Origin of the sequence: Ruminococcus sp. XPD3002 (genome assembly GCA_900119535.1) — a bacterium.
In the GTDB taxonomy this organism is placed as follows: domain Bacteria; phylum Bacillota; class Clostridia; order Oscillospirales; family Ruminococcaceae; genus Ruminococcus; species Ruminococcus flavefaciens_H.
This window is the reverse complement of record FPJT01000006.1, coordinates 16,853-39,341: the sequence shown is the minus strand read 5'-3', so window position 1 is coordinate 39,341 and position 22,489 is coordinate 16,853. Positions and strand designations below refer to the sequence as shown.

At 40.4% G+C, this 22,489-nt stretch carries 18 protein-coding genes; 9 read left to right on the top strand and 9 right to left on the bottom strand.

Going from position 1 to position 22,489, the window contains the following annotated elements:
- Positions 1–4: 4 nt before the first annotated feature.
- The 5 genes from BT127_RS06715 to BT127_RS16760 all read left to right on the top strand — a co-directional run bounded on the left by BT127_RS06715 (position 5) and on the right by BT127_RS16760 (position 4,635).
- A complete protein-coding gene (locus BT127_RS06715; RefSeq protein ID WP_075424263.1) occupies positions 5–463 on the top strand; it encodes a GNAT family N-acetyltransferase in 459 nt (152 codons plus the stop codon).
- Positions 464–485: 22 nt separating this feature from the next.
- A complete protein-coding gene (locus BT127_RS06710; protein WP_075424262.1) occupies positions 486–2,726 on the top strand; it encodes a DNA gyrase subunit A in 2,241 nt (746 codons plus the stop codon).
- Positions 2,727–2,825: 99 nt separating this feature from the next.
- Positions 2,826–3,059, top strand: coding sequence for a YdbC family protein (locus BT127_RS06705; protein WP_075424261.1), 234 nt, complete (start codon positions 2,826–2,828; stop codon positions 3,057–3,059).
- A gap of 163 nt (positions 3,060–3,222) precedes the next feature.
- Positions 3,223–3,690, top strand: coding sequence for a transcription elongation factor GreA (greA, locus tag BT127_RS06700; protein ID WP_075424260.1), 468 nt, complete (start codon positions 3,223–3,225; stop codon positions 3,688–3,690).
- A gap of 48 nt (positions 3,691–3,738) precedes the next feature.
- Positions 3,739–4,635, top strand: a complete 897-nt coding sequence (locus BT127_RS16760) for an FHA domain-containing protein (RefSeq protein ID WP_082334934.1) — start codon at positions 3,739–3,741, stop codon at positions 4,633–4,635.
- A 33-nt stretch (positions 4,636–4,668) separates the two neighbouring features.
- Here the strand turns inward: BT127_RS16760 and BT127_RS06685 are convergent, their stop codons facing one another.
- The 5 genes from BT127_RS06685 to BT127_RS06665 all read right to left on the bottom strand — a co-directional run bounded on the left by BT127_RS06685 (position 4,669) and on the right by BT127_RS06665 (position 12,580).
- Positions 4,669–6,762 (bottom strand): glutamine synthetase III family protein, encoded by a 2,094-nt coding sequence (locus BT127_RS06685; protein ID WP_075424258.1) that lies wholly within the window; start codon positions 6,760–6,762, stop codon positions 4,669–4,671.
- 37 nt (positions 6,763–6,799) lie between these two features.
- Positions 6,800–8,725, bottom strand: a complete 1,926-nt coding sequence (locus BT127_RS06680) for a GGDEF domain-containing protein (protein WP_075424257.1) — start codon at positions 8,723–8,725, stop codon at positions 6,800–6,802.
- A gap of 184 nt (positions 8,726–8,909) precedes the next feature.
- Complete coding sequence (locus BT127_RS06675) at positions 8,910–10,307, bottom strand: hypothetical protein (protein ID WP_075424256.1); 1,398 nt, start codon at positions 10,305–10,307, stop codon at positions 8,910–8,912.
- Complete coding sequence (locus tag BT127_RS06670; RefSeq protein WP_075424255.1) at positions 10,294–10,848, bottom strand: RNA polymerase sigma factor; 555 nt, start codon at positions 10,846–10,848, stop codon at positions 10,294–10,296. The genes BT127_RS06675 and BT127_RS06670 overlap by 14 nt, the downstream gene beginning before the upstream one ends.
- Before the next feature lie 409 nt (positions 10,849–11,257).
- Positions 11,258–12,580, bottom strand: a complete 1,323-nt coding sequence (locus tag BT127_RS06665; RefSeq protein WP_075424254.1) for a threonine/serine exporter family protein — start codon at positions 12,578–12,580, stop codon at positions 11,258–11,260.
- A gap of 164 nt (positions 12,581–12,744) precedes the next feature.
- On the opposite strand from BT127_RS06665, the gene BT127_RS06660 reads away from it, so the two are divergent.
- Complete coding sequence (locus tag BT127_RS06660; RefSeq protein ID WP_075424253.1) at positions 12,745–12,975, top strand: hypothetical protein; 231 nt, start codon at positions 12,745–12,747, stop codon at positions 12,973–12,975.
- A 43-nt stretch (positions 12,976–13,018) separates the two neighbouring features.
- Here BT127_RS06660 and BT127_RS06655 read toward each other — a convergent pair whose 3' ends face one another.
- From BT127_RS06655 to BT127_RS06640, 4 genes are read right to left on the bottom strand one after another with little or no spacing between them, the layout of a single operon-like run.
- A complete protein-coding gene (locus tag BT127_RS06655) occupies positions 13,019–13,585 on the bottom strand; it encodes a hypothetical protein (protein WP_075424252.1) in 567 nt (188 codons plus the stop codon).
- Between the two features lie 10 nt (positions 13,586–13,595).
- Positions 13,596–16,361 (bottom strand): transglutaminase-like domain-containing protein, encoded by a 2,766-nt coding sequence (locus BT127_RS06650; protein ID WP_075424251.1) that lies wholly within the window; start codon positions 16,359–16,361, stop codon positions 13,596–13,598.
- An 18-nt stretch (positions 16,362–16,379) separates the two neighbouring features.
- Positions 16,380–17,573: a DUF58 domain-containing protein gene (locus tag BT127_RS06645; RefSeq protein WP_075424250.1), complete on the bottom strand. Its 1,194-nt coding sequence runs from the start codon at positions 17,571–17,573 to the stop codon at positions 16,380–16,382.
- A gap of 9 nt (positions 17,574–17,582) precedes the next feature.
- Positions 17,583–18,533, bottom strand: coding sequence for an AAA family ATPase (locus BT127_RS06640; protein ID WP_075424249.1), 951 nt, complete (start codon positions 18,531–18,533; stop codon positions 17,583–17,585).
- Between the two features lie 240 nt (positions 18,534–18,773).
- Here BT127_RS06640 and asnB point away from each other — a divergent pair, with 240 nt between their 5' ends.
- From asnB to pyrB, 3 genes are read left to right on the top strand one after another with little or no spacing between them, the layout of a single operon-like run.
- On the top strand, positions 18,774–20,645 hold the full coding sequence (asnB, locus tag BT127_RS06635) for an asparagine synthase (glutamine-hydrolyzing) (RefSeq protein WP_075424248.1): 1,872 nt from the start codon (positions 18,774–18,776) through the stop codon (positions 20,643–20,645).
- Between the two features lie 23 nt (positions 20,646–20,668).
- Positions 20,669–21,337: an HD domain-containing protein gene (locus BT127_RS06630; RefSeq protein ID WP_075424247.1), complete on the top strand. Its 669-nt coding sequence runs from the start codon at positions 20,669–20,671 to the stop codon at positions 21,335–21,337.
- Positions 21,338–21,374: 37 nt separating this feature from the next.
- Positions 21,375–22,457, top strand: a complete 1,083-nt coding sequence (gene pyrB, locus BT127_RS06625) for an aspartate carbamoyltransferase (RefSeq protein ID WP_075424246.1) — start codon at positions 21,375–21,377, stop codon at positions 22,455–22,457.
- The last annotated feature ends 32 nt before the right edge of the window (positions 22,458–22,489 follow it).

The window sequence follows — 22,489 nt, the reverse complement described above, 5'->3', positions numbered from 1 at the left end:
AGATATGAAGATCAGAAATGCAATTCTGTCCGACGCCGAGACAGTACGGATGATAACTCATACAACTATCAGCAGTATATATCCTCACTATTATCCCAAGGGAGCTGTAGATTTTTTCCTTTCTCACCACAGCATCAACAATATCATCAAGGATATCAGATCAGGAGATGTATACATAGCTGAAACAGAGAACGGTGAACCTGCTGGAACAGCTACAATAAACGGAAACGAGATAAACCGTCTGTTCGTTCTGCCTGAACATCAGGGGAAAGGTTTCGGACGTTTACTGATGCAGTTTGCCGAATTGAAAATAAGCAATGAGTATAAAAGCGCAGAGTTAAGCGCTTCGTTATCAGCTAAGGAAATCTATCTGAAAAACGGCTATATCTCCGTATCATATCACATTATAGACTGTGATAACGGAGATAAGCTTTGCTATGACTATATGACAAAACAACTTTAATTTCTTTAAAAGGAGAATTAGAATGCCAAGAAAAAAAGAACCTCCAAAGAAGAAAGCAGTATTCAAACATGAAGCATATATCGAAGGCTCGGGAAGTATCGTTAATCAGCGAATAACCGATACACTTAAGACAAACTATATGCCTTACGCAATGAGCGTTATAGTTTCCCGTGCTCTTCCTGAAATAGACGGATTCAAGCCATCTCACCGCAAACTGCTGTATATGATGTACAAGAGGGGACTGCTCTCACCTGATAAAGAGCGTTCAAAGTCCGCAAACGTAGTCGGTGAGACCATGAAGCTGAATCCTCACGGAGATCAGGCTATTTACGAGACTCTTGTACGTATGACCAGAGGAAACGAGGCACTGCTTCATCCATATATCGACAGCAAGGGAAACTTCGGTAAGCAGTATTCAAGTAAGATGCACTTTGCCGCACCACGATACACAGAAGTAAAGCTTGAAAAGATTTGCAACGAGCTTTTCCGTGATATAGACCACGATACAGTTGATTTTGTACCAAACTACGATAATACCATGCAGGAACCCACACTTCTTCCTGCAACCTTCCCTACGGTACTTGTAAACTCGAATACAGGAATTGCCGTATCAATGGCAAGTAATGTCTGCCCCTTCAATCTGCAGGAGGTCTGCGAGACAACCATTGCACTGATGAAGGACAGCAACCATGATATTCTCAGTACACTTAAAGGACCTGATTTCCCCGGCGGCGGACTAATGCTCTATGATGAAACTGAGCTTAATAAAGTCTATGAAACAGGCAGGGGAAGTATCAAGGTACGTTCTAAGTATAGCTATGACCAGGCGGCAAGATGTATCGAAATTACCGAGATACCGTATACAACAACCGTTGAAGCCATCATCGATAAGATAATCGATCTTGTAAAGACAGGAAAGATACGCGAAGTGTCATATATACGTGATGAGACCGATATCGATGGTCTTAAGATCGCTATTGATGTAAAGAAGGGTACAGATCCTGATAAGCTCATGCAGAAGCTTTACAGGCTTACTCCTTTACAGGATAGTTATCCGTGTAACTTCAACATACTTATTGCAGGCACACCTAAGGTTATGGGAGTAAGAGAGATACTCATCGAGTGGACAGCATTCCGCGAGGAGTGTATACAGAGAAGAACCTATTTCGATCTTCAGAAGAAGAAAGAAAAGCTCCACCTTCTCGAAGCACTCTCAAAGATACTTCTGGATATCGACAAGGCTATCAGGATAATCCGCGAGACCGAGAACGAAGCGGATGTTGTACCTAACCTTATGATCGGCTTTGGTATCGACGAGGTACAGGCTGAATTCGTTGCAGAGATAAAACTCCGTAACATAAATAAGCAGTACATTCTCCGCAGGGTTGAGGAAGTTGATACTCTCAGGAAAGACATCGAAGAAATGGAGGATATTCTCCGTGACAAAAAGAAGATCAGAAAGATTATTATCAATGAGCTTCAGGATGTTATAAAGAACTACTCAAAGCCTCGTAAGACTATGTTCTTCTATCAATCAGATGTTGAGGAAGAAGAGGAAACAGACGATACACCTGATTATCCTGTAAATATCTTTGTTTCAGACAGCGGATACTTCAAGAAGATAACTCCACAATCCCTTAGAATGAGCAATGAGCAGAAGCTCAAAGAAGGGGACTATATCAGTCAGTCCTTCGAGTCCACAAATAAGACCGAACTCATCTTCTTCTCCGATAAGGCACAGGCTTACAAGAGCCGCGTAAGCTCTTTCGAGGATTCTAAAGCAAGTGTTATGGGTGACTATATCCCTGCAAAGCTCTCATTTGATGACGGAGAGGGACTTAAAACAGTAGTTCCGACTATTGATTACAGTGGCTATGTCATTTTCTTCTTTGAAAACGGTAAGGCAGCAAAGATTCCCATGAAGTCTTATGAGACGAAAACCAACCGCAAGAAGCTTTCAAAGGCATATTCCGAGAAATCTCCTCTTGTAGCGGCGATATTTGTGAATGAGGAATGTGATATTCTTCTCCGAACATCAAGCGGTCATGCACTATTGTTCAATACAGGTATGATACTTCCGAAATCCACAAGAGATTCGCAGGGAGTTCAGGTTATTACACTCAGGAAAAAGGCATTACTGTCATCTGCTGAGATAGTAACAGAAGAAAATCTTGAAGAACTCCAGAAATACCGTGCAAAAAGCGTTCCTGCTGCGGGAAAACCAGCCAAAGAGCTTGGAGATTCAAACCAGTTGATGCTTTAATTAAATAAATTGGGTATAGACAAACAAAGATTTTTGTGATAAAATAATAGAATATGATAGTTTGCTGATATGTGCAGACTATAGAAGGGAGTTATTTAAATGGCAGAATTAAAATTTGAGATAACAGAAAAGATAGGTGTTCTCTCAGAAAACGCAAAAGGATGGACTAAAGAGCTTAACATGGTAAGCTGGAATGAACATGAACCAAAGTATGATATACGCGAATGGTCACCGGATCACTCAAGAATGGGCAAGGGTGTTACCCTTACTGCTGATGATCTGGCAAATCTTAAGGATCTGCTCAATGAAATGGATCTTGATTCATTCGAGTGATCAACGTATTGACTTTTCAAAGAATATATATTATAATTAATGTAAACTCAATAACCTCCTTTAGGCGGTTATTGCTCCGAACTGCGTTCGGGGAGCGCAATTTCGATGTAATATAACAGATATGCGCACCACATTTCTTTAAGTTTTGAAGGAGTTGTTTTTTATGGCAAAGCAGATGTCCAGAGCAAGCTACGAAAAGCTTGTACAGGAGCTTGACGATCTTAAGATCAATAAACGAAAAGAAGTTGCAGAACGTCTGAAGGTTGCACGTTCTTACGGAGACCTTTCAGAAAACGCTGAGTACGATGAAGCTAAAAACGAACAGGCTATCCTCGAAGCTCAGATCGCTGAACTTCAGTACACAATAGACAACGCAGAAATCATTGAGGATTCTAATATCTCTGTTGATGAGATCGGTATGAGTTCGATCATCAAGATCAGACGCGTAGGTACTGAAAAGATCGAAACATTCACTATCGTTGGTACTAACCATGTTGATGTTAAAAACGGACTTATCTCCGATGAGTCACCGATCGGTAAGGCAGCCATGAAGAAAAAGGTTGGAGATACTTTTATTGTTGATGCACCTGTTGGCGAGCTTGAATTTGAAGTTCTCGAAATATCTAAGTAACAAATAAGGCGGACATGATACAGTCCGCCTGTATTTTTAGGAGGAAACATGAGCGATAATAATAAAAAAGATACCAAAAACGAGAAGCTGCATATTTCAAAGAGCGTATTTCAGAATATAAAAGAAGAAAAGCAACAGCGTCTTGAAGCTGAAGAACAGAAAGAGCTTGAGATACAGAAAAAATACGAACAAGCTGAAAAAGAAAAAAAAGAAGCTAAAGAACGCCGACTCCTTGAAGAAAAAAAGGAACTCATACGCCTTAAACAGGGTATTATAGAAGAAAGTGAAACTATCCACGAAGAAGAGGAAGAAGAGATAAAGCTCAGTTTTCCCAAAAAGATAAGCAACTTTTTCTATCACAACAAATGGTGGCTTATTATTGCATGTGCAGGGGTATTTATAGCTTCATATCTTGTTTACAGCCTTGTATCCAAACCTCGTCCCGATATGACAGTGCTTTTCCTGGGGGAGTGTCCGTCTATTGGCGAAGATTCGGAAGGACTCGAAAAATATATTGAATCTTTCGCCGAGGATATTAATGGTAACGGCGAGGTACTCGTTTCGGTATGTTATATACCGTATTCCGATGAACCGCAAAAGAATTACGTAAATGGCGTAGATACAAAACTGACAGCTGAAATGCAATCGGGAAATGCAGTTATAGTAATAGGAAACAATCAGATCAGCAAAATGATAAATCCGGAAGACGTATTTGTGGATCTGACTGATCTTTTCCCTGATAATGAACGGATCGACAAGTACTACTTTAAACTCACAGGTACAGATTTCTTCAGTAAGATAGGCGCTGAATATAACGAAGAAGATGACTGGTTTATCGCAATAAGACAGCCTGCACGTCTGCTTTATGCGAAGCAGGAGGAAATGGAAAAGACCTATGAACAGGATAAACCTGTACTTGAAAAAATCATTGATGATCTTTCATAAAAGAAAAACGGAGCAAATGCTCCGTTTTTTAATTTATACGTTGTAAATCATTTCAGAATAAGTGGGTATCGGCCATTCTGTGCGCGGCATGATAAGCTCGATCTCATCGGCTATCTCACGCATTATATCCATTTCAGCAAGAACATAATCGTGGAAGAATTCAGCCTGCTGACGTGCTCCTTCAACGAGACAGGCTTTATTAACTCTTTCTTCAAGACGCTGGATCGAATCATAGAATTTATCTGCAAGTTCGTTGAGTTTTTCAGCCATACTCGTTTCGGTACGAGATGTAAAGCCAATCTGCGACTTATTTGCAATAGATGCACAAAGCTTGCTGATATAGTCCAGAGTTGCAGGAAGAAGCTGTTTTCTTGCCATTTCGACCATAGTTCTTGCTTCGATCCTGATAGTCTTACTGTACTTTTCAAGGTGTATCTCGGTACGTGCAGTAAGTTCGTTCCTGTTATAAATACCGAATTTTCTGAATATTCTGAGGTTCTTCTCATCTGTATAATGCGGCATACAGTCAACCGTAGAAGGATAATTCGGAAGTCCACGTTTTTCGGCTTCCTTTATCCACTCTGCGGAATATCCGTCACCATTGAAAATAATACGGCTATGCTCTTTAATTACTTCTTTAAGAAGCTTTTTGACTTCGTTTTCAAATCCGTTGCTTCCCTTGAATGGTTCAAGTCTTTCAATAAACTGCGAAAGTTCTTCAGCTACTATAGTATTAAGCAGAGCGTTCGGACAAGCAATATTATCTGATGAACCTACCATGCGGAATTCAAAACGGTTACCTGTAAACGCAAATGGTGAGGTTCTGTTTCTGTCTGTAGAATCCTTTGGGAAGGAGGGGAGTGCATTAACTCCTATCTCAAATGTGCTGGACTGTGTTTTATAAGCTTCATCATTCTCTATAGCCTTAAGAACAGCTTCAAGTTCTTCGCCGAGGAACATAGAAATGATTGCAGGAGGAGCTTCATCCGCTCCGAGCCTGTGATCATTTCCTGCAGAAGCCGCTGATAGTCTCATAAGATCGGCATATTCATCAACGCCCTTGATAAGAGCGCAGAGTATAGTAAGAAACTGCAGGTTCTCCATAGGGGTATCACCCGGGTCAAGGAGATTCTGCCCGTCATCGGTAGACATTGACCAGTTATTGTGCTTACCAGAACCATTTACACCTTCAAAAGGCTTTTCGTGAAGCAGACAAACAAGACCGTGACGAAGAGCAACTTTTTCCATCACTTCCATTGCAAGCTCATTCTGATCTGTACCGAGGTTTGACGTTGTGAAAATAGGAGCCATTTCGTGCTGTGCGGGAGCGACCTCGTTATGCTTTGTCTTTGAGTAAATTCCGAGTTTCCAGAGTTCTTCATCCAGTTCAGCCATATAAGCAGCAATTCTTGGCTTGAGATTAGCAAAGTACTGGTCATCAAGTTCCTGTCCCTTAGGAGGCTTTGCACCAAAGAGAGTTCTTCCCGTGAGAATAAGATCCTCACGCTGATCGAACATTGCCTTATCTATAAGAAAATACTCCTGTTCAGCACCAACGGTAGAGGTAACTCTTGTAACACGTTCATTGCCAAAAAGCTTAAGAAATCTTACTGCTGTTGTACTGAGTGCGTCCATAGAACGCAGCAGGGGAGTCTTTTTATCAAGGATCTCACCTGTATATGAAACGAAAACTGTCGGGATGTAAAGGCTTCCCTCCTTCACGAAGCAATAAGAAGTCGGATCCCAAGCTGTATATCCTCTTGCTGAGTCGGTTCGCCTAAGACCTCCCGACGGGAAAGAAGAAGCATCAGGTTCGCCTTTTACGAGTGCCTTTCCCGAAAATTCCATTATAGCTGTACCATTTGCACCAACACTTATAAATGAGTCATGCTTTTCAGCAGTAGAACCTGTCATAGGCTGGAACCAGTGAGTGTAATGTGTGGCGCCTTTTTCAATAGCCCAGTCTTTTATTGCATTTGCAATAAAATCAGCTGTAGTCATATCCAGTGGTTCACGCTGCTGAATGGTACGCTTATAATTTTTATACACGTTTTTGGGGAGACGTGCCTTCATAACCTCCTCGTTAAAAACATTACTTGCAAAGATATCAGGGATATTAGCTGTCATTATTTATCCTCCTGTGGATATATTTTTCTATTCTTCACTATTCTTTTCTAAGATAACGTGACGTTTTCTTCTTCTTTTTCTTTTCATACATCAGTTCATCAGCCCTGGAAATGAGCTGGAAAAGCTTACTTTCGGAATCAGCCTTTGTAACTATCGTTCCTATGCTCGCACCAAGCTCGTAAGGCTTTTGTATAAGCATATTTGTTTGCTTGATGTTAAGATTGAAATCGCTTTCAAAGTCACGTATTTCCTTTTCGTTTGAATTCACACCAAAAACAATGAATTCATCACCGCCGAAACGAGCGCATATCTTATCGTTGTTGCAGCATTTACTGATCACAGCAGCAAGGGTTTGGAGTGCAAAATCACCTTCTTTGTGACCAAAATTGTCATTTATCATTTTCAGACCGTCCATATCAATGAACGAAATAAGAATACTTGTATCATTTTCAATGCTTTCGGCAAGCATCTTATCTGCAAGACGTATAAAACCGTTTCTGTTATATATGTTGCAAAGAGGATCCATTGTAAAAAGTCGGTCCAGCTCGCTGATAGCACTGTTTAACGCATCGATCTTCCTGACGTTTTCAAGAGAGTTGCTTATACTCATCATGAAAGAATGACAAAGGGGACTGTGCGTAGGAAAATCACTGTTTGTGATGATATAGTAACCGATACAGCGGTCGCAATAATGCAGAGGAAGGAAATAATTTACATTTCCGCCTGTAGAATTAAGTATCGGAAACATATCTGCACTTCTGAATGAACTGATACTTGTTACGGAACCTTTATCCCATATAAGCGGAGCGCTCATTATGGGAGCGTAGCCATTTATCTGATAATCGTCCTCGGAACATCCGTCAAGATCCTTCCTGTAGGCTCTGTTCCAGTCAGAACACAGACAAAGGCTGAACCTGTCACAATTGAGAGTATCGATAAAAGCGTTTATGGTATTATAGCATTCTTCGGGTGAAGAGGCTTCCGCAAGCTCTCTTGTGATATGGTTTATCATTGAAATATCATTATTTATGCGATTGAGAGTCTTATACACGCTTTTCTTGTAATTCGGTAGATTCTCAGAGAATTCACTCTTACATCCGCAGCTTTCCCTGTAAACGGGCATAGCTTCGAGTACAATGTTACTTTCAGAAGAAGTTCCTTCTATTTTACCTATAACAGTTTCACAAGCCTGATAGCCTGCATTATGAAGCGGACGAGAAACTGTTGTAATTGAAGGAAAATGGTGCTTTGCATTATATGTATCATCGAAGCCGGTCACTATAACATGTTCCGGGACATTGTACCCGTACCTTTCAAGTTCAGCAACTGCGGCAAGAGCCATAGCATCGTTGGCACATATAACGGCGTCAGGAATTTTCTGTCCTGATCTTATCATTTTATCGATAGCATTTTTTCCGTCAATGGCACGAAAATCGCCATAGTAGATCCTGTCTTCGTCAACATCGAGTCCGAATTCTTCCATAACCTGAACGAAAGCGTCAAATCGGTCTTGGGCTTCAGAATTAGCAAGAGGCCCTGAAATGTAATTAATGGTCTTAGCATCATGAATAGCTATTACATGCTTGACTATCTCACGCATTGCGGAACAGTTATCAATAGAAATATTGGTAAAAACAGGATGCTCGTCGCAGTCAAGGATAGCTGCTGGAAGAGCAGATTTTTCAGCTTTTTTTATAAGCTCTGCTCTGACTTTCGTATTAGCGATAGTATTTGTAAGAAGAATCAGTCCGTCAAATTTATCATAATTGATAAGTTCATAGATATTATATTCGCCTGTATCATATTTTTTATCTGAAAGAACTCCGCCAAAAGAAGAAAAAACTGAGATATTAACGTCATTATCCTTTGCACATTCGACGATACCATCAATGATACTGTTCTGATATTCTTCGTCTATACCTGAAACTAAAACAGCGATCTCGAAAAATTCATTATTACTCATAAATTCACCTGCCTTAATAATATGGAATTAAAAAAGTCGCACATATATAATAATTATACCATATTTTAGGCAATTATGCCAAAAAATCTTCAAAAATCGACGTAAATATTTAATCTCTAAAAGCAAGCAACTTTAGTAATAATGCACAAAAGCCGCAAGTACAACACGTACCTGCGGCTTAAGATTATTTTTCAAGAACTGCATCGATTATGTCATCTGCCTGTTCCTGACCGATATTGAATACAGCGCCATTCGCAACTATATCAGTATAAACATAGCCGTCTTTCGAGACACCGATCATATATTCGTTGGAAGAAGGTGCTATCTGTACCTTAAATTCAACATAAACATCAATATCATTTACTTCGCTGATGATATTAGGCAGTTTCGCCTCATTTGTAAGAATCTGCCATACAAAAGGAGCTTCTATACCATGAACAGTCTTTTCTTTCTTATCATGGATAACTGCTTCTCCTGTAACGACCATTTTTTCACGAAGATGCAGATCGTCGATCATGTTTTCGATGGTCAAAGGCTTCAGATCGGTTTTTATTTCCTCTGATTCACCCCTATTTTCATAGAGGTAATAATCATCATCACCGTCGAATTTTACAGCAAGCTGATCATAGCGATCAACATTTTTGATAATGTACGCAGAAGCACCATGCTTCTCTTCTTCTCCCGTAAACGGATCCTGAGTATGGAAGAATCCCGAGACAAGAAGCGACTGTATTTTGTTCTTAGAAATAACAGTGTCACATGTGTGATAAGTTGTTACCCTTGACGGATTATCAAGTGAACCTTCTATTACGTCAAACTTCTCAAACCTTAGCTGAATCGGAAGCTTAGTCCATTCAACCGAAGTTGTGGTCGTTATTGGTTTAGAAGTCTTGGGAGGAAGTGTAGGAGATACTGTAGTCTTTCTGGAAGTAGTCACCTGAGTTTTCTTTGTTGTGGTAACAGTCTTGGCGGTTGTTTTTGTTGTTTTAGAAGTTGATGTAGTCTTTACAGGTGTTGTCGTGCGTGCGATAACTGTAGTTTCAGGCTTTTCCGTTACAACAGGCGGAGCAGTCACAACCGCAGGTTTATCTTGCTGAACAACAGGAGGTTCTGTTTTTTCCTCTACAGACGGAGAAGCCTGCTGCTGAGGCTTAACCGAAGGTGATGAAGTAGCCTCAGAAGGCCTTGACGGAGAGATCGCAGGCGGTGGTGCCTGTATTCTCTCTGCTGTGGTCTTAGTCTCAACTGCTTCTGTTGTTACAGCCGCAGTAGTTTTTGTTTTCTTTGGTTTTTTAGTAGTTTCTTCAATTGCAGTTGTCTGAACTGCTTCTGTCGATACTGGTTCCGATGCCTGTGTTTCATCGATAACAGAATTTGATACCATGCTGTCTATCTGACTTTTGCCCATACTTGAATTTATCTGATTATTCTTTATAACGCCGACTGCTACTATAGCGGCAGCACACATACCTGAAGCGGCGATAGAGACATTACGGATCTTGTGCATGCGTTTAGCTTTAGCTTCAAGGATGATCTCGCTTTTTCTGAAGACACTTTCAGCTACGTCTCTATAATCCTTCATACACAAATCCCTCCCTTTCCAATTCAGTTTTCAGAGCTTTTTTCGCTCTGTATATCAGATTTTCTATCTGTCTTCTATTCTTATGCATGACCTCGGCGGCCTCTGCATTATCAAAATTCTCAAAATAAACAAGATAAAGAACTTGTTTATACTCAGGATTCAGCTTTTGCATTGCACGGTGAAGAGTGATATTCTGTTCTGTTTTTATGTAATCACTTTCAACGTCTTCATTGTCGGCGACATTATACATTTCATCTATTGACAACGAAGGATCCTTTGAACTTTTTCGTAAAAAGTCGAGAGCCACATTGCGCCCGACGGTATAAAGCCATGTCTTGAACGAACTTTTTTCCTGATACTTTGGTTTTTTAACTACAAGTTTAACGAAAGTATCTTCCATAAGCTCTTCAGCAATACTTATGTTATTGACGAAGCTGTTAAGATAAAGAGTCAGACCGTCCTTATAATCACGGATCAGCTCGACCATACCTTCTTTATCTCCGGCAAGGAAACGATGGTAGCTTGCTGCACCGTTATCCATCCTCTGCTCCTTTCCGAAGGAATGATAAATTCCCTCCATATTATTAAACGTTTTCAAGAGCAAAAACTCTCACATAAACATCTCTTTTTTATGATTATACTACATTAAAAAAAAAAAGTCAATTTTTTCTAAAATTATGTGAGAGTTTTCTGAGTTTCATACGTTTAATATAGTGAGAGGGAAAACATGATATATAAAATGACAGCAAAGGGATAGGACGGAACTTAATTTTATTTTGGCGATGCCGCACATTAATTGTACGGGGAATTATGCGAGCGTTTCACTACAAAGACAAGGGCGGTCTTTGTGCGGTATTGCCCCAACTTTCTGAAATCTTCAATCTGTTAATTCCATTTCCATCAAAACAACAGCGGTACTCATTAAGAGTGCCGCTGTTGTTTTATATTCATCAACTGCTTTTTCTGAAATTGTTATCTGTAAATATTCGTGCAAAGATAAGACCGAGAGGAAGTGCGATAACGATCAATATTGCCTTTGTGATCCACATTGCGCCATCGTTGATATTATTCTGAGCAAAGTAGTATATGCCCTTGTACATGAACATTCCCGGTACCATTATAACAATTGAAGGAACTGTGAGTGTAATTCTCGGCCAGCCTATTTTTTTCTTTACTGCTGTTGCCATAAGTCCGGCACAAAGCGCACCTATAAACGCTGCAAGTCCTGCATGAAGTCCGAGAAAGTCGATGAGTTCAAGTCTCAGCGTATTAGCTATCATTCCGATGATTCCTGCTGTAGCCGCTATCTTACGAGGACTGTTGAACATAAGCGAGAAGCCGTAAACACCGCAGAAACTTGTTATCAGTCTCAGAACACAATGCAAAGCAGGGGAGATGCTCATCGGATCGAAGTCGGCAGGAGCAAATTTGAAAATAGTAGCCGTAAGCCACCCCGTCATAGTTGCCATGCCGATTATAAGGAGTGCATATGTGATACGTTCAAGACCTGAGCGAAGATCGAGCTTTGAAAGGTCAATACCTCCCGTGATCAGCGGAAATCCGGGTATAACGAACAGCATCGAACATATATAGCCTGCCTGATGAACATCTGATACTCCGAAGAATAATTCAGCTAACTTTATTGACAGGATATATGTGCAGCAAGCTGATGCAACTCCCACAGCAACATTGGCAAGCAATGTTATATGGCGCTGAAGCAATAGTTTACGAATAAAATTTCCCATTCCTGCACCTAAAAAAGCACATATCATTTCTATCGGACCGCCGCCCAGCAAAAATGTAAAAGCACAACACGCAAGTGCAGAAGCAAGTCCAAGGTTCAACGCACTGTAATTAGCAGGCATGGTCTGAAACTTGTCCAGTATCATGTGGAATTGCTCGACAGAATACTTTCCTGCACGTTCAGCAAAGCCGTCGGCAAAGGATTCAAGTGCGGCAAGTTTATCAGTATTCACGCCGGTAGTATTAATAGACAAAGCGTTGGTATAGGTCTCTCCGTTTTCGATACAGGTGTATTCGATTGTAAGAAGGCCTATATCAGCATTACACCCTATATTCAGTGCTCTTGCGATCTTGTTCATAGAAGCGCGAACTCTCCAGGCACCTGTTCCTACTGAAAGCATCATCAGTCCGACTCTGCCGACAAGGGTAGCTTTTTCCTTAAGCGATGCTTTAACAGCAGGTTCGGATCTTTCCGAATCAACGATCTCATGCCAATGGACGGACATATGCTGTTTTCTGAATTTACTCATTATGATCTCTCCGATTGATAAAAAATAGTCATACATATTCTAACACATATATTCCAAAAATTCAAGCCTTTGAAAAAAATCAGTACATTACCTATATTTATATGTCTTTTTTAAGATTAGTTTAAGGATAAGTGATATAATAGAGTCGTGGAGGGATAAGAAGGATGAAGAAAGCAGTAAAAATAATCATGACTGTTATAATCCTGCTGAACTGCGCCGCACTGTTTTATAGTTATAAAAACAATAAAACATCGGATTCCCGATCCGATACACAGATAGTTGTACACGGAGATAATGAGAATGACTTCGCAGCGTATACGGTTACGATCAGTGCCGGAGTTATAGCAGTAATAGGTATGTATTCAATTTCAAGAATGTTTAAGAAAAAGAAGTGAAAAAACGCCCCTTTGGTTTCTGATGTTACCAAAGGGGCGTTTGCTATTCAAGAAAATGGTCATCTTCTCTTATGGAATAGTTTTCGATATCAACTATAGTGTTCTTCTCGGGTTTGTTGTTATAAAGGTCCATGAAAAGATTACACGAACCGATAGCCACTATAACGAGTCCGATCGCTATCCTTATAACATTGCTTGTTCTGAAAGGATGGAAGAACATTACCATGGCAGCTATTATCAGCAGCATGCCGATAACTACTTTGCTTGCATATGAGCTTCCGCGGTTTTTAAGTTCAGAAGCAATAAACAGTCTTTCGACACCTGCAAAACCAAGAATAATAGCTGTTATCAGCGGAACTCCTATCTTTACTACAGCCGGAAGGAAAATAACGATAGCTCCTATAAGCACACCAAATGAATTGATAAGCGTAACAGACAGCGAACCGCCTTCGATAAGGCTGACTACCATACGAAAAGCACAGAACAGGATTATCATGATACCTATAAGATAAAACATTTTCGAGATAACTCCCGGAAAAAACGCCACGATCAATCCTGTAATCATAAGCATAATTCCTTTAGAAAGTGTATTGGCTTTAAACAACGACATACTATGCCTCCTAAATCAATACGGATATGAATTTCATAATGAATTTTTTGATTATGTTGGAGCGATTATATGACTTAATTGCTATACGTTCTGAAATTGTTTTTGCTTTGTTGATATCATCATCTGAAGGAGTAATATTTCCGAATTCAGAATCAAGAGCAGTGCTTACGAAGTTTGAAAATTCGCCTTCTTCGAAATAGACGCCTCCGAACCACTTTTCGACATCATTGGCAAAATCAATGTAACTCTGATGGTCTTTGCTTATATCGAGGTTATTGAGAAGCTGCTCGGTATACTCATACAAGTATGCAAGTTTATTCTCGTTTGTACCTGTTGTAAAATGTTTATTTCTGAAGTAAAGAATAGCTTTCCTTCGGATAAATACAGCAGCAATTACAAATAGAAGAAGCCCAATAAGCATTAATAAAATCTGAATTTTGCCAAGGACAAGAGTACCCTCATGCGAATCCTTGCCTGAACCCGGCTTTACGAGACCTGCGGCTTTAGTTGTTGTAACAACGGAAGTAACTGTGTTATTCTTTTTCTCGCCTGTATTATTTGAGTTTTCAGACTTTTCCTGAGTTTCAGCAGCTTCTGTGGTTTCCTGTGTTGCAGCAGTTACAGTAGTTTCTGTAGAAGGTTCTGTTGTAGATGTTGAAGGTGATGTATCTATAGTCTGACTTGAATAACCTGCCGTAAACTCGAATGGTACCCAACCATAACCGTCAATGTATATCTCAGTCCAGGCATGGCTTCTGTTATCATGCAGTTCTATAGTATATGAACCGTCATCATTACGATTCGAGTCATTGAAGTCATCACCGACAACTATGTAACCTGTAGCATATCTTGCAGGAATTCCTGCCATTCTTGCAAGAACAACTCCCGAAGTTGCATAATGCATACAGAATCCTTTTTTATTCTCAAGCAGGAAATAGTTTACGAAATCACGGTTTGAAGGCGTTTTTCCCGGGTAGAGCGAGTAAGAAACCTCAGATGCCATTTTTTCTCTTATTGCTGTAAGAACTTCGAGCTTAGCGGCAGGAGTTTTAGCGTCTGAAGCAATACTGAGAAGTTCGGAATAAGCAGTTCGTATTTCCGACATGTTGTTATCATTCGGCAGCTGAAGGTAATTCTCATAAACGAAATCTCTGTATCTGATCTGAAGAATCTCTGTAAGCAGCATAGCAGGGCGATTAATGAGGGAAGAAGCAGAAGATGTGAAGGGAAGATCAATAGTTATATAGTTATCATAGCTTATGAGATCATATTTTTTTGCAAGATTGATTATTTCCTGACTTGTCTCAGGGTTAAGATCGTCCGCATTGATAACATTTCTCGTATTATTGTCAAAGAAATAGCCAATGGCTTCAGTATCCATACCGCAGAAAAAGTAAGAATACCAGTCGTCGTTTTTCTGAGATTTCAGGTTAAGATCATTATCGTATTCATATCCTTCTGCCGGTAAAACACCATAAGGCGTAAAGCTGCGGTTTCCGCGCATTTCAGATTTTATATCTATAGCCACATTATTATCGGATGAACCTTGTGAATCTACTATAACAGTTCCATCGTCAGTAAATCTGGTATTAAAATTAACAGGAGAGGTCATGCTCGTATTGATAATTCCTGGGAATAACTGAGGATACATTTCGTGATCCTTAAAATCTTTGAATATTTCCTGATCGTAAACGGAATCATCAAGGGAATTCCACTCATTATTACCATAAACCGAACCTGTATAGTCCTTAAGATATATTGCTGAACCATAAGGTTTGTCTACATTTACGGTAAGGTCAATAGTATTTTTATACTTAAGATGATCCACATTTCCGAGTTTATGATCCTCGTATTTGAATGTGAAACCAAATGCGCTGGTAACTGCCGAGATGCTGTCTGCAAGATTTGAAAGCGAGAAAGATGTTACCGCATCGCGAATATCAACACGCTTTCTGTTAAGCTCATCGCTTCTCTTGTAGTGTGTTGCAGCCATAACAGCAGAAGAAATGACCGAAACTACCAGAACGCTCAGAATAACAAATACGCCGCAGGCTTCCGTTACCTTTAGTCTCATCTGACGTTTCGGGAAGAAAAGATTGTCCTTTCGGACGAATCCGCCGCTTCCGCCAGAGTATTCTCCCAGGTCGATCGTTGACATAGCAAAGAGCGCAAGCCAGTAAGCGACCACAAGGACTCCCCAGAATACAGGAAGCTCAATACCGTTATAGAGTCCTATCTCAATGACTGGGAAGGTAGTAACAATAGGAAGTATTGGATTCGGGTGACATATAGTAAAGTAGTATATCACCACAGCAAGAAGCCAGATACACATTATGAAGAAAGCTGTGGTCGCCTGTTCTTCAAGTTCGGGTTTCAGGAACTTATAGTAATTGATATCGGTAAGAAAGGCTTTGTGATATATAACATTATAAACGTATTTATAGCCAAGGGCAAGTGTATCGATGACCTTATAGGCGAATACCGTAAAACCTACTACCGAAGCAATTATCAGCCAGACTGCTTTTTTTCCGACCAGAGACAGAAAAATGTAGATCAGTGAAAAAATAACAGCCGCAAATATAATGGAAGGTCTGTCATAATTGAAGTCAAACATAGAAAGAAATGCCATTATTACCGAAACAAATCCCGTAAGAGCGATACCTACGGATTCAAGCTGTCTCAGATTAACACGCCGTTTCTTTACAGACATAACTATACTGTCACATATATTTATTCCGTTTGTATTGACAGAAGATATTTTTTTACTTTTTTTCATATTATATCCTTATGCTTATTACAGCTCAATTTCTTTTATTGAAGCAGTTATCCTGCCTAAAAGAACAGGGTAGATCTCTGTTTCGGGATACGATGCATTAAGTGCTTCTGCTTCACGAGGTGATTTAACAACTATAATAACATTTTTCAGCTCAGCATTTACCGAATCATCTATCTTACCGATAATATCGTTATCCGGCTGAGAAGTAACAAAAGTGAAGGATGAGAATTCAACATCCGTATTATCCAAAAGGTAAGCTTCCGGAGGATCACAGAAAAGATTATCGTTGACTGAGAAAATAAGAGTTCTCGTAACTTTGGAAAGCGCTTCGGGACTATCTATGGTATACTCCATGAAGCAGCCCGCTTTTCCGTTGAAGAACACGACTGTATGTGAACGTTCATTGTCAATAAGGAACTGTGATACAGATATGAATGACTCGACAAGTGTATCAAAAACAGGCAATGTGTACTTCGAGTCATCATAGCATTTCAGATTAAGGAAAATAACCGATGGGATATCTACAGGGAGACTGTAATCCTTAACAATAAACTCATCCTTTTTTGAACTAAGCTTCCAATGGATGCGGTTCAGTTTATCTCCGGGGATATAGCCTCTCAGGTCGAATACTTCGGAAGGATCATCGCCGGGTTTGTATTCAGAGAACTTCTCGCTTTCCTCGTTCACTCTGTCCGAAAATCTGACAGTACCGGATATTTCCCGGCATTCAGGAAGGATCGCAATATCCGTGCAGATGTTTTTGCCGACTTTGAATTTGAAAAGTCTGAGCGGATCAAAAATATAGATGTAAGCGCACCTTATATTGATTATACCGCAGTATTTCGACTGAAGCTGGAATGTAACGCTCTGACTGTTTCTCGCTTGTATTGGCATATACAGTTCAAAGCTGTTTATCTGGTTATTGAAAACATTATAATACTCGATATGTGCCTCTGCCTTGCCGACAGGAAGAATACTTCTGTTATTGATCTTTATACGTACAGGAAAATCCTGATTCTTGACTGCTGTATCCTGACTTACCGCAAAATTAACAGAGATCATGTTCTTGGTTATAAGCGTAGATATGAACATGATTATGGGAAGTGCTATCATAATGATAAGCAATACAAGAGCAAAATCCCCAAGATACATGATATAGAAAATAACACATACGAGGATAATTATAGCAAATAGAATCTTTATTGCAAGCATGGCCTTACCTTATTTTGCACTGATGCGCGGCGCCTGAACGGTCTTCAGTATGTCATTAATGATATCTGTAGCAGTAGTTTCAGCCATTTTAGCTTTGGAATTCAGCATTATTCTGTGCTCAAAGACATCATTGCAGATATACAGAACATCGTCCGGGATAACATAATTACGTCCCATAGCTGCGGCGATACCTTTAGATATCTGCATAAGTGCAAGAGTACCTCTGGGGCTGACTCCGAGTTTCAGCATGGGATGATTTCTTGTAGCGGCAGAAAGAGAAACCATATATTCATATATTCTTTCATCCACATAAATATTGGCAATATAGTCCTGTAATTCGGTAATAACCGATGAATCAGCTACTGCATTTATCGATTCAAGGGGAGCTGAGTTAAATTTTGTCCTGAGAATAGATACCTCGTCCTCAAAATCCGGATATCCCATGCTAAGCTTTATCATGAAACGGTCCAGCTGAGAATCTGGCAGATTATGAGTACCTGCAGAGCCGATAGGGTTCTGGGTAGCTATAACTGTATACGGCTCGGGGAGCTTATATGTAACGCCGTCTACAGTAATACTCTTTTCCTCCATAAGTTCAAGAAGTGCAGACTGAGTCTTGCTGGATGTACGGTTTATCTCGTCAGCAAGAAAAAGGTTACAAAAAGCAACGCCCGGTCTGAATTCAAATGAATTTGTAGCCTTGTTGTAGACAGAAAAGCCTGTAACGTCCGAAGGGAGGACATCGGGTGTAAACTGCATACGGTTATGTTCAAGTGAAAGTGCTTTTGAAAAAGCAAGTGCAAGTGTAGTCTTACCAACTCCGGGGATATCCTCAATAAGGATATGTCCGCGGCAGAGAATAGTGAGCAAGGTCTTGATTATGATAGCATCCTTGCCGATAACTGCTTTTTTGACTTCATTAACGATGTCATTGATTGTTTGTGTATAATTATTATTCATGATCAATCTCCTGTATAAATAGAAATACACATTTATTATAACATTATTGCATATTGTTTTCAAGTAGTAAATTGCAAAATTATTGAAAAAATTATTAAATCATGAAAATTGGGATTATTTTGTTGCAAAATACAGCGGAATGGTGTATAATGGTTCAGAGATATTATTCTCTGTCCGAAGGTACAATGGCGTGCAGTCGGATGATATTGTTTCTATTTTTAATTTGGAGGTAATAAACTGATGTGCGGAATAGTTGGATTTACTAACACCGTAGACGATCCCGATGCCGTCATCGAAGCGATGATGGACAGGATAAAACACCGCGGTCCCGATGCGGAAGGTAAGTACATTGACAGCGACATATCACTCGGACACCGAAGACTCAGCATCATTGACGTTAGTTCAAGCGGTGACCAGCCTATTTTCAATGAGGACGGCTCAAAGGTCATCGTATTCAACGGTGAGATCTATAATTACCGTGAGATCAGAGAGGAACTCATCAACGCCGGTCATATTTTCAAAACCAATACCGATACCGAGGTCCTGATACACGGGTATGAGGAATACGGCGAGAAGCTTCTTGAAAAGCTCAGAGGAATGTTTTCATTTGTGATCTGGGATAAAAATAACAAGGAACTTTTCGGTGCAAGGGACTTTTTTGGCATAAAACCTATGTATTACGCATGTATGGGCAAAACTTTCATGTTCGGCTCTGAAATAAAGAGCTTTCTTGCTCATCCGGCTTTTGTAAAAGAACTTAATACCACGGCACTTGAAAACTATCTCACTTTCCAGTATTCTCCTACAGAAGAGACTTTTTTCAAGAACGTTTACAAGCTTATGCCTGCCCATTATTTCAAGCTTAAGGACGGACACATGACGATCAAGCGCTACTGGGACGTTCATTTCAGTGCCGACGGAGAACCTTCACTCGATCAGTGGGTGAATAAGATATCCGATGTTTTCCACGATTCAGTAGCAGCTCACAAGATAGCGGACGTTGAAGTAGGTTCATTCCTTTCAAGCGGAGTTGATTCAAGCTATGTTGCAGCTATTGCAGATGTGGATAAGACTTTTACGGTCGGATTCGGCAAGGACGAAAAGTACAATGAGATAGGCTGGGCAAAGAATTTCTCAAAAGCTATCGGAAAAGAAAATACCAGCAAGGTCATTTCTCCAGAAGAATACTGGGAAAGCATCCCCATGATACAGTATCATATGGATGAACCGCTCGCTGATCCTTCAGCTGTAGCACTGTATTTTGTATGCAATATAGCATCAGATAAGCTAAAAGTTGTCCTTTCCGGTGAAGGTGCTGATGAGATCTTCGGCGGATATAACGTCTACAGCGATCCTGATGGTACTGCATACGACCGTCTTCCACGCACGATCAAGCGAGGTATTGGTAAGATAGCTGCTAAACTGCCTGCAAGAAGGGGAGTAAACTTCTTCGTAAGAAAAGGAAAGGATGTGGAAGAGCGCTTCATCGGCAACGCATATATGTTCACTCCCGAACAGCGCAAGGAACTGCTTAAAATCACTACATCAGCACCTGCTCCCCAGCAGCTTACAAAGCGTTATTTCGACCGTGTAAAGAGCATGGACGACGTTACTAAAATGCAGTATCTCGACCTGCATATGTGGATGGCAGGGGATATACTGCTCAAAGCTGATAAAATGAGCATGGCAAATTCACTTGAACTCCGTGTTCCATTCCTTGACAAAGAGGTAATGGCTCTTGCAGAGAAAATCCCGACTAAGTACAGAGTAACACACTCTGAGGGCACAGAAGAAACAAAATATATAACCAAATATGCAATGCGTCTTGCAGCTAAAAAGGATACTCCCGAACAGACTGCAAAGACTGCTGCAAAGAAAAAGCTCGGTTTCCCCGTACCCATAAGGGTATGGCTCAAAGAGGACAAATACTATTCACTGGTAAAAAATACATTTGAAAGTGAAAGCTCAGGACAGTTCTTCAATAAAGAACCGCTGATCCGTCTGCTTGATGACCACAAAAACGGAAAAGCTGATAACAGCCGTAAGATCTGGACAGTTTTCATTTTCCTTGTATGGTACAAAGTGTATTTCGAGAATAACGGAGCTTATTGATATGATTTGACAGAGGAGGATCTATGGCAAGTATTGTAACCTATAAGTACATCAAACAGAATCCCGATATAATGGAGTATATCCGTCGTGCCGACAAGGCGCTCGAAGCATTGGGATATACAGAACACTCATTTGCACATGTGGAAAGAGTTGCAGCTACATCTGCGCTCATACTTGAATCGCTCGGCTTCGACGAAAGAACAGTCGAGCTTGCACGTATAGCATCTATAATGCACGATATCGGAAACGTTATCAACAGAATAGACCATGCACAGAGCGGCGCAGTAATGGCTTTCAGACTTCTTGATAATCTGCACATGCCCGCAAGTGAGATATGCTCTATCATTTCCGCTATCGGAAACCATGACGAAGGAACAGGTCAGCCCCTTGATCCTATATCAGCAGCCCTGATAATAGGGGATAAGACTGATGTTCGCAGAAGCAGAGTAAGAAATACAGACCTGCTCACCTTCGATATCCACGATAGAGTTAACTACGCCGTTGAAGTATCCAAAGTCTACTTCAACGAGAAAAAAACATCCATTATACTTGATCTTCAGATCGATACAGAGATCTCCTCTGTTCTTGAGTATTTTGAGATATTTATGAACCGTATGCTCCTTTGCCGCAGAGCTTCGGAGTTCCTTGGTGTTCAGTTTGAAATGATAATAAACGGCAGCAAAATACTGTAAGCCGATTATATAATTAATAATATGGAGGTCTAAATTTATGCAGTCAGAGTACCAGCATCTTATTGACTTGAATGATTATCCCGTTTCATGGTGGCAGAAAGTGGTGGAGCTTGGCGAACAGATAAAAAACGATCCTGCAGCATACGCTCATAAATGCGACGGCAAGGTAATGGCTACGCTATTCTACGAACCTTCAACTCGTACTCAGATGTCTTTCCAGACAGCAATGATACGTCTTGGCGGCCAGATAATAGGATTCGACAATCCTGCAAACTCATCAGTTTCAAAGGGTGAAACAATAAAAGATACGACAAAAATTGTAAGTAACTATGCTGATATACTCGTTATCAGACATCCGATAGCTGGAGCTGCAAAAGCTGCATCGCTGACTGCTGATTGTTCGGTTATCAACGCTGGAGACGGCGGACATCTTCATCCTACTCAGACGCTTACTGACCTTCTTACTCTTAAAATAGAGAAAAAATCACTCAGCGGACTTACCGTAGGAATGTGCGGCGATCTTATCAACGGAAGAACAGTTCATTCACTCTGCAAGGCACTCAGCATGTTTGAAAACAATCATTTCATTTTCATCTCAACTCCCGAACTTCGTATGCCCGCATACATCAAGGACATAATCAAGGCAAACGGCTCTTCATTTGAAGAAGCTGACACAATCGAAGAAGTTATCGGCAAACTCGATGTACTTTACATGACAAGAATTCAGCAGGAGAGATTTGCAAGTACTGAGGATTACCTTGCACAGAAAAATACATACGTACTTGACAAGCGCAAGATGTCTATGGCACGTAAAGATATGATCGTAATGCATCCGCTTCCAAGAGTGGACGAAATAACAGTTGACGTGGATGATGATCCGCGCGCAATGTACTTCACTCAGGCTAAATACGGAGTATTTGCAAGAATGGCTCTTATAATGACTATGCTCAGTGAAAAGAAGTCTTTTGAGACTCTTAAAGGAAAGGTTTATCCGAATGTTAAATGCGATAATCCGAAATGTATAACAAATCACGAGGCATACCTGCCAAAGAGTTTCAGATTCAGCAGGGATGAAACACTCCTTGAATGTGAGTTCTGCGATGAACGTAAGCTGATATAAAATTAAATCCCACCCGCTGTCTTATGACAACA

Coding starts and splice junctions, on each gene's coding strand:
- greA (WP_075424260.1), top strand. CDS start 3,223: ATGGCAAAGCAGATGTCCAGAGCAAGCTACGAAAAGCTTGTACAGGAG.
- BT127_RS06715 (WP_075424263.1), top strand. CDS start 5: ATGAAGATCAGAAATGCAATTCTGTCCGACGCCGAGACAGTACGGATG.
- BT127_RS06665 (WP_075424254.1), bottom strand. CDS start 12,580: ATGAGTAAATTCAGAAAACAGCATATGTCCGTCCATTGGCATGAGATC.
- asnB (WP_075424248.1), top strand. CDS start 18,774: ATGTGCGGAATAGTTGGATTTACTAACACCGTAGACGATCCCGATGCC.
- BT127_RS06705 (WP_075424261.1), top strand. CDS start 2,826: ATGGCAGAATTAAAATTTGAGATAACAGAAAAGATAGGTGTTCTCTCA.
- BT127_RS06640 (WP_075424249.1), bottom strand. CDS start 18,533: ATGAATAATAATTATACACAAACAATCAATGACATCGTTAATGAAGTC.
- BT127_RS06685 (WP_075424258.1), bottom strand. CDS start 6,762: ATGACAGCTAATATCCCTGATATCTTTGCAAGTAATGTTTTTAACGAG.
- BT127_RS16760 (WP_082334934.1), top strand. CDS start 3,739: ATGAGCGATAATAATAAAAAAGATACCAAAAACGAGAAGCTGCATATT.
- BT127_RS06655 (WP_075424252.1), bottom strand. CDS start 13,585: ATGTCGTTGTTTAAAGCCAATACACTTTCTAAAGGAATTATGCTTATG.
- BT127_RS06650 (WP_075424251.1), bottom strand. CDS start 16,361: ATGAAAAAAAGTAAAAAAATATCTTCTGTCAATACAAACGGAATAAAT.
- BT127_RS06645 (WP_075424250.1), bottom strand. CDS start 17,573: ATGCTTGCAATAAAGATTCTATTTGCTATAATTATCCTCGTATGTGTT.
- BT127_RS06680 (WP_075424257.1), bottom strand. CDS start 8,725: ATGAGTAATAATGAATTTTTCGAGATCGCTGTTTTAGTTTCAGGTATA.
- BT127_RS06630 (WP_075424247.1), top strand. CDS start 20,669: ATGGCAAGTATTGTAACCTATAAGTACATCAAACAGAATCCCGATATA.
- BT127_RS06675 (WP_075424256.1), bottom strand. CDS start 10,307: ATGAAGGATTATAGAGACGTAGCTGAAAGTGTCTTCAGAAAAAGCGAG.
- pyrB (WP_075424246.1), top strand. CDS start 21,375: ATGCAGTCAGAGTACCAGCATCTTATTGACTTGAATGATTATCCCGTT.
- BT127_RS06670 (WP_075424255.1), bottom strand. CDS start 10,848: ATGGATAACGGTGCAGCAAGCTACCATCGTTTCCTTGCCGGAGATAAA.
- BT127_RS06660 (WP_075424253.1), top strand. CDS start 12,745: ATGAAGAAAGCAGTAAAAATAATCATGACTGTTATAATCCTGCTGAAC.
- BT127_RS06710 (WP_075424262.1), top strand. CDS start 486: ATGCCAAGAAAAAAAGAACCTCCAAAGAAGAAAGCAGTATTCAAACAT.